The organism is Acidimicrobiales bacterium (assembly GCA_035540975.1).
In the GTDB taxonomy this organism is placed as follows: Bacteria; Actinomycetota; Acidimicrobiia; order Acidimicrobiales.
Window position 1 is genome coordinate 21,467 of record DATLFN010000141.1, and the last position, 6,760, is coordinate 28,226.

6 protein-coding genes and 1 riboswitch are annotated in these 6,760 nt (G+C 77.1%); of the genes, 2 read left to right on the top strand and 4 right to left on the bottom strand.

Annotated elements, in window-relative coordinates:
* Window positions 1-148: 148 nt before the first annotated feature.
* Entirely contained in the window at window positions 149-967 is an 819-nt protein-coding gene (locus tag VM242_14370; GenBank protein ID HVM06348.1) for an RNA methyltransferase, read from the bottom strand.
* A 75-nt stretch (window positions 968-1,042) separates the two neighbouring features.
* Window positions 1,043-2,209, bottom strand: a complete 1,167-nt coding sequence (locus VM242_14375) for an N-acetylmuramoyl-L-alanine amidase (GenBank protein HVM06349.1) — start codon at window positions 2,207-2,209, stop codon at window positions 1,043-1,045.
* Window positions 2,210-2,255: 46 nt separating this feature from the next.
* Between VM242_14375 and VM242_14380 the strand changes: the two genes are divergently transcribed.
* Window positions 2,256-3,137 carry a hypothetical protein gene (locus tag VM242_14380; protein ID HVM06350.1) on the top strand — a complete coding sequence of 294 codons (882 nt, stop codon included), beginning with the start codon at window positions 2,256-2,258 and terminating at the stop codon, window positions 3,135-3,137.
* Window positions 3,138-3,331: 194 nt separating this feature from the next.
* Here the strand turns inward: VM242_14380 and VM242_14385 are convergent, their stop codons facing one another.
* Complete coding sequence (locus VM242_14385) at window positions 3,332-4,360, bottom strand: SDR family oxidoreductase (protein ID HVM06351.1); 1,029 nt, start codon at window positions 4,358-4,360, stop codon at window positions 3,332-3,334.
* 241 nt (window positions 4,361-4,601) lie between these two features.
* Window positions 4,602-4,676: riboswitch (cyclic di-GMP riboswitch) on the bottom strand.
* Between the two features lie 57 nt (window positions 4,677-4,733).
* Window positions 4,734-5,036, bottom strand: a complete 303-nt coding sequence (locus VM242_14390; protein ID HVM06352.1) for a muconolactone Delta-isomerase family protein — start codon at window positions 5,034-5,036, stop codon at window positions 4,734-4,736.
* 84 nt (window positions 5,037-5,120) lie between these two features.
* On the opposite strand from VM242_14390, the gene VM242_14395 reads away from it, so the two are divergent.
* Window positions 5,121-6,587 (top strand): peptide ligase PGM1-related protein, encoded by a 1,467-nt coding sequence (locus VM242_14395; GenBank protein ID HVM06353.1) that lies wholly within the window; start codon window positions 5,121-5,123, stop codon window positions 6,585-6,587.
* Window positions 6,588-6,760 lie beyond the last annotated feature (173 nt).

Here is a 6,760-nt window from a genome sequence, read left to right on the forward strand (position 1 = left end):
GAGGCCGACGCCGGGTCGTCGGGCCGGCTCGGGCCGCAGGGGCTCGGGGGGCCGCCGGGTCGCGGAGTTCGGCTTCGTCGACGGCGCCTTCATGGCAGAAGGTTCTCCATCCCAGCCGCTTCATCCTCCTGTCGGGCCGAAAACGGGCTCACTCCCGCAGGGCCGACAAATGGTGCAGAGCGACGGCGGCGGCCGTCGCCACGTTGAGCGAGTCGACGCCCGGGGCCATCGGGATGCGGACCCGGCGGTCGGCGGCGGCCAGGGCGGCGGGCGAGAGGCCCGGGCCCTCGGCACCCACCACCAGTGCCCGGCGAGGACCGGGCGCCACGGTGGCCAGGTCGTCGGCGTCGGGTCGCGGCGTGAGCGCGAGGACCTCGAACCCGGCCTGGCGGAGATCGCCGAGGACGTCGGGCCAGTGGTCCGCCCGGGCGAACGGGACGCGCAGCACGTGCCCCATGGACACCCGGATGGACCGCCGGTAGAGCGGGTCGGCGGAGGCCGGGTCGAGAACGAGGGCGCCGGCGCCGAACGCGGCCGAGTTGCGGAACAGGGCGCCCAGGTTCTCGTGGTCGTTGATGCCCTCGGTGACCACGACCAGGCGGGCGCCGGCCGCCACGTCGGCGGGGTCGGGCAGCGCCTCCCGGTGGGCGGACGCCACCGCGCCGCGGTGGAGGTGGAAGCCGGTGACGGCGTTGACCACGTCCTGGGAGCCGACGTAGACGGGTGCGTCGACGCCCTCGAGGTCGGGGGCGAGCGCCTCGAGGCGGCGGGGCGTGAGCAGCAGTGACCGCACCCGGTACGGCGAGCGCAGCAGGTGGCGGATGACGACCAGCCCCTCGGCGATGAAGAACCCGCCGCCGGCACCGTCGCCCTGCTCCCGACGCCGGCGCAGGTCGGGATCGGTGAGCCCCACGTAGTCCGCGACCCGCTGGTCGGAGGGATCGTCCACGGGGACCACCACGGCCACCGGCGGAGTCTCGCCCAGTCAGGACGGTGTCGCCGGCGGTGGCGGCGGCGGGCCGCGGGCCGGGGCGCGGGACGGTCAGGAGGGTGGCGCCGGCGGCGGCGGCGGGTCCGGCGGTGGGTCCGGCGGTGGGGTGGCCCGGTGCCGTCGGCCGGCCACCGCGGCGGCGCCCGCCGCGGCCACGACGGCGGCGCCGGCGGCCACCACCAGCGGCCCCGCCGCGGTCCCTCCCGAGCCCCCCGCGGCGCGGGGCGGCGCCTCCCCGGCTGCGACCGTCGGGGCGGTCGCCGCGCGGGCGGTCGGCGGGGTGGACGTCGCGGTCGTCGCCGGGCCTGCCGTCGGCGGTGACTGCGGTTCGACGGCCACGTCCGACGTGGCCGTCGCCGCCGGCCGTGCCGTGGTCGGCGACGACGGTTCGTCCGGCGATGCATCCGTGGTGGCGGATGGCGCCGCGGTGCCCGGAGCGGCCGGTGGCGGTGCCGCCGGCCACGGCCCCGTGCCGCCCGCCGCCAGCAGGCGCAGCTCGGCCAGCCGGGAGAAGACCTCGTCGCCCGGGCACTGCGTCCGGCTCATGTCCCGGTGGCCGGCCACGGTCGCTGTCGTCACCACCGTCCCGGCCGGGTGGCGGTCGGACCCGCGGGAGGTGAACGTCGCGGTCGCGCCGGTGGCGAGCGGGATGGCGTGCCGGCGGGCCAGGGCGCCCAGGAGGTCGCCCATGGCGGCAAAGGCCTCGGCGGTCGGCGCCCCCACCTGGTGGTTGCCCACGAAGCAGCACAGCTGGTCGAAGCCCTGGTTGCCGCCGGTGGCATCGCCCGCCACGGGGGCGGCCAGGCTGCCCGCCCGCCCCTCCCACACCCGCCCGAACCGATCGACCAGGAAGTTGTAGGCGATGTCCGGCCACCCCTTCGCCGCTGAGGTGTGGAACCGGAAGAACCGCCGGAGGATCCCCGGCACATCGCCCTCGCCGTAGTCGTTGCCGGGGTCGACCGAGTGGTGGACGAGCAGGTAGCGGACGTCGGGCTCGGCGGCGATGGGGCCGACGGGGGCCAGGCCGGCGGCCCATGCCTCTCGCGGCAGCACGGCGACGCCGCCCAGGTCGACCGTCCCCACCGCGGCGCCGGCGGCAGCCGACGTTCGCCAGCCCGGCACCAGCGCGGCGCCCGCGACGGCGGCCGCGCCGGCCAGCAGCGCCCTCCGCGACAGGACCGTCCCTCCGCCACCGCCCTGCCCGTCGCGCCCGCACATCGGCCGCCACGGTACGCCGGGGCCGGGCCGCTGTTACCGTCCCGCCGTGGCCGGCCCGGACCCCGTCTCCGAGCTGTACCGGGTCGATCCCGACGACTTCGTCGCCGCCCGCAACCGGCTGGCCAAGGAGCTGAAGGCCGGGGGCCGCAAGGACGAGGCCGCCGAGGTGGCCGGGCTGCGCCGGCCGCCGCCGTCGGCGTGGGCGCTCAACCAGGTCGCCGTCGACCGTCCCGAGCTGGTCGACGCCGTCCTCGAGGCCGGCGCCGCCCTGCGAGGCGCCATGGGGGACGCCCTCGGCGGCGACGCCTCCGGTGTCCGCGAGGCACAGGCGGCGGAGCGCCGGGCCGTCGACGCCGCCGTGGCCGCCGCGGCGAACGTCCTGAGCAGCGCCGGCAAGGCGGCCACCGATGCGCACAAGCGGCGGATCGCCGCCAGCCTGCGGGCGGCGGTGGTCGACGAGGAGGTGGCCGACCTCGTCCGCCGCGGCAACCTCGACACCGACCGCGACGCCCCCGGGTTCGGCCTCGAGGGGTCCTCGGTGGCGGCGGCCCCCGCCGCCGCCCGCCGCGCCACCACGCCGGCGGCCGAGCGGGCGGCGCTCCCACCGGACCGGCCGCCGGAGGACGACCTGGCGGCGGACGCCCGAGCGGAGGCGGCCGACCGCCGGCGCATCGCCGCCGAGGCGGACGAGGCCGAGGACCGGGCCCGCCGGCTCGACCGGGAGGCTGCGGACGCCGAGCGCCGGGCCGCCCAGCTGGCCCAGGCCTCGGCAGCGGCCGCCGCCGAGGCCGAGAAGGCGGCGGAGCGGGCGGCGCAGCTCGGGTCCGACGCCGCCGAGGCGGCCCGGCGCGCCCGCGACGCCCGGGCGTCGGCCGACGCGGCTGATGCGGCGGCCCGCCACGCCCGCCGCCGGGCCGGGGGCGGCTGACGGGCACGCCGTTCCGGGCCGCCCGGCGCTGGGCCGGCCGACGCGGCCGCCCGCCGCGCCCGCTGACGGGCACGCCGTTCCGGCGGCAGATCCGGGCGAATAGCGCCCCTTTCTGCCGCCGGAACCCGGGCCGCCGGGCCGGGGCGCTGGGGCCGGCCCCGGCCACGCCGGCCCGGAGGGGAGCCGCGGCGGAGCTAGGAACGGCTGCGGGCGGCCGCCCCCACGGCGGCGGCCATGAGGGCCCCGGCCAGGAGCCGGCGGTGCCGGCTGGCCTGGGACACCACGCTGCGCTCCCTCGCCCGGTCGTCGAAGCGGCCGTGGGCGCCGTGCCGGCCCGGGGCGGGCTCCCAGAGGTTGTCGGCGCGGGACGGGCGCACCGGCTCGTCCATCTGCTGGGCGTCGAAGCCGGTGCGGGCGAGGTAGCGGTCGAGCAGGCCGGGCGCCAGCCGGTTGGCCACGATGGTGGTGATCGTCGGGGCTCCGACCCACACCTCCCGTCGCCGGTGGCGCGACGCCCACTCGATGGCCCGTGCCGCCACCCCCAGCCGGTCCCCCCGATCTACCAGCCGGAGGTGGCGGGGCAGGCGGGACCGCACCCACTCGAACTGCGGCGTGTTCAGCGCCGGCAGGTGGACCGACGTGACCCGCACGTTGCTGCCGTCGTGGCGCAGCTCGCAGCGCAGCGAGTCCACGAACCCCCTGATGGCGAACTTGGACCCGCAGTAGGCAGCCTGGAGCGGGATGGCGCGGTAGGCCAGCGCCGAGCCGACCTGCACGATGGTGCCCGCGTCGCGGGGGCGCATGCGCCGGAGGGCGGCCAGGACGCCGTTGACGCTGCCCAGGTAGTTGACCGCCGCCACCCGCTCGACCTCGTGCGCCTCGACCTCGGCCACGGGCGAGAACACCGACGTCATGGCGCTGTTGACCCACACGTCGATGGGCCCGAGCTCCGCCTCCACCCGCTCGGCGGCAGCCTCGACGGCCGCGGCGTCGGCCACGTCCACCGCCATCGCCAGGCACCGTGCGCCCTGCCCGGACAGGGCCTCGGAGGTGGCGTCGAGCCGCTCCTGCCCGCGCGCGAGCACGGCCACGGCGTCACCCCGGCGGGCGAACTCCTCGGCCGTCGACCGCCCCACGCCGGCGGTGCCTCCGGTCACGACGACGACTCGGGGCCCCGGAGACCTCCGACTGGCGAGCATGGTTGCCTCCACGGGACGGGGCATCCGCAGCCGCAGGTCCCACGAGTGCGCATGCCCACAGCCGGGCCGCGCCGAACCTGGCGCGTCAGGCGCGGGAGGTGGCCCGGCGCCGGAAGACCGGGTCGGCGGCCAGCCACTCGATCGGGAGCTCCCGTCGATCGCCCGCCCGCTCACGGCGGAGCGGCCGGCTCAGCAAGGACCGGGACATCTGCATCGGCCCGTCCGAAGCCGCGTTCGTGCGACGCTTCATTGGGTGCTCCAATCGTTCGGTAGCCCGGCTGACCGCGAGGGCCCCGTGGCTTTGCGTCCCCGCCTCGCGGCGGGTTTGCCATTGTCGTACGCCTGGTCTTCGACGTCGGAGGTGGTGACCTTTAACCGTTCCAGCTATTTCGGGGCCTCACGGCGACGGGGGCGAGGCGCCCTTGGACTCGATGGGCAGGGCCGCCATGTCGGCCAGCGGGTACACCTCGTAGTGCGAGAAGTTGTAGACGGGCGACTGGGCGAGGAGCATCTCCAGCTCCTCGTTGGACTCCACGTCGTAGATCCACGCGCCGCCGTGCCCCCCGACGACGTGGTAGCGGCCGATCACCTTCCCGCTCTCCTCGAGCGGCCTGGCGTGGTCGGGCATGGTGAGCACCGACCTCATCATCTCCCCCGAGACCCTCGACAGCTCGACCCGCCACATCACGAGGAACTTCATGCTGCCTCCCTGGTCGTGTCGACCTCGACGCTAGGCGTCGCACCACGGCGCGCGCGGCGTCGCCGGCTGCGGCACGCTGTGCCCGTGGACGAGGCCGCCTTCGCCCGGGTGCAGGCGAAGCTCGACCGGGCGTGGCGGGCCCACCGCCCGCACTCGCGGACCGAGCACCTCGTCGTGGAGGTCCCGTCCTACAACGTCGACCCCGTGCTGCTGGCCCACTACGCCGAGCGCATCCCCGCCCTCGAGCAGCGCTACCTGTGCAGCATCCTGCTGCTCGGCGACCGGTGCACCCGCCTCGCCTACCTCACGTCCACCGAGCCGCCGGCCGACATCGTCGACGCCTACCTGGCTCTCCTGCCGCCGCCGGCGCGGGCCGGCGCCGAGGAGCGGCTCACGATCATCGCCCTGGGCGACCCGTCGCCCCGGCCGCTGGCCGAGAAGCTGCTGGAGCGGCCGGACGTCATCGCCACCCTGCGCCGGCTGGCGGGGGACGCCCCCGCCCTGGTCGAGCCGTGGAACGTCGGGGTCAACGAGTGCCGGCTGGCCGTCGAGCTCGACATGCCGCTGTACGGCGCCCACCCCCGGTTCTGGCGCCTGGCCACCAAGACCGGGGGCCGGCGGCTGTTCCGCGAGACGGGCGTCCCCCTCCCCGACGGCTTCGAGGGCCTGCGCTCGCTGCCCGACGCGGCCGACGCCATCAGCGCCCTGCGCCTGCGCCATCCCGGCCTGGCGGCGGTGATCGTCAAGCTGGACGACAGCGCGTCGGGCGACGGCAACGCGGTGATCGACCTCTCCGGGCTGCCGGAGCCCGGCGCCGCCGGGGAGGCCGCCGCCCTGGCCAACCGGCTGATGGCGCTGCCGGGGTGGTACGTCCAGACGTTCACGGCCAACCGGGGCATCGTCGAGGTCCGCGTGGACGGGGAGGACTTCCGCAGCCCGAGCGCCCAGCTGAGCGTCACGCCGGCGGGCGAGGTCGTGGTGCTCTCCACCCACGACCAGATCCTGGGCGGCCATGCCGGGCAGGTGTACCAGGGGTGCCGCTTCCCGGCCGACCCCGCCTACGCCGCCGAGGTGGCGCGGCTGGCCCGGGTGGTGGGCGAGCGGCTGGCGTCGGAGGGGGTCATCGGGCGGCTGGCCGTCGACTTCGCCGCCGTGCGCCGGCGCGGCGAGTGGGACCTGTACGCCCTGGAGATCAACCTCCGCAAGGGCGGCACGACCCACCCCTTCTCCACCGCCCGCTCGCTCACCGGCGGCCGCTACGACCCGGCGACCTCGACGTTCGCGTGCCCCGACGGCCGGCCCAAGCACTACGTCGCCACCGACAACCTGCACGACCCCGCGTGGCGGTCCCTGGACCCGGTGCGGGTGCGCCATGCCGTCGTCGACGCCGGCCTCGGCTTCGACCTGGCGACGCGGACCGGCGTCGTGCCCCACATGCTGAGCGGCATCCCGATCGACGGCCGGTTCGGGCTGACGGCCATCGCCGACTCGGCCGACGAGGCGCAGTGCCTCCACGACGCCGTTCGGCCGACCGTCGACGCCCTGCTCTGATCCCGGTCTGATCCCGGCGCCGTCAGCCGTCCCGGCGGCTGGCCAGGCGGGCCTTGTGGAGCAGCTCGGTGGCCAGCACGCCCGAGACGACGAGGAGCACGACGGGGCCGGACAGGTCGCGCCCCAGCACCGCCAGGCCGAGGAGGGCGGCGGCGGCCAGGGGGTGGAGGGCG

Excerpts from the sequence above, each read along its gene's own strand:
- VM242_14375 (HVM06349.1), bottom strand. The coding sequence starts at position 2,209 with ATGTGCGGGCGCGACGGGCAGGGCGGTGGCGGAGGGACGGTCCTGTCG.
- VM242_14385 (HVM06351.1), bottom strand. The coding sequence starts at position 4,360 with ATGCCCCGTCCCGTGGAGGCAACCATGCTCGCCAGTCGGAGGTCTCCG.
- VM242_14390 (HVM06352.1), bottom strand. The coding sequence starts at position 5,036 with ATGAAGTTCCTCGTGATGTGGCGGGTCGAGCTGTCGAGGGTCTCGGGG.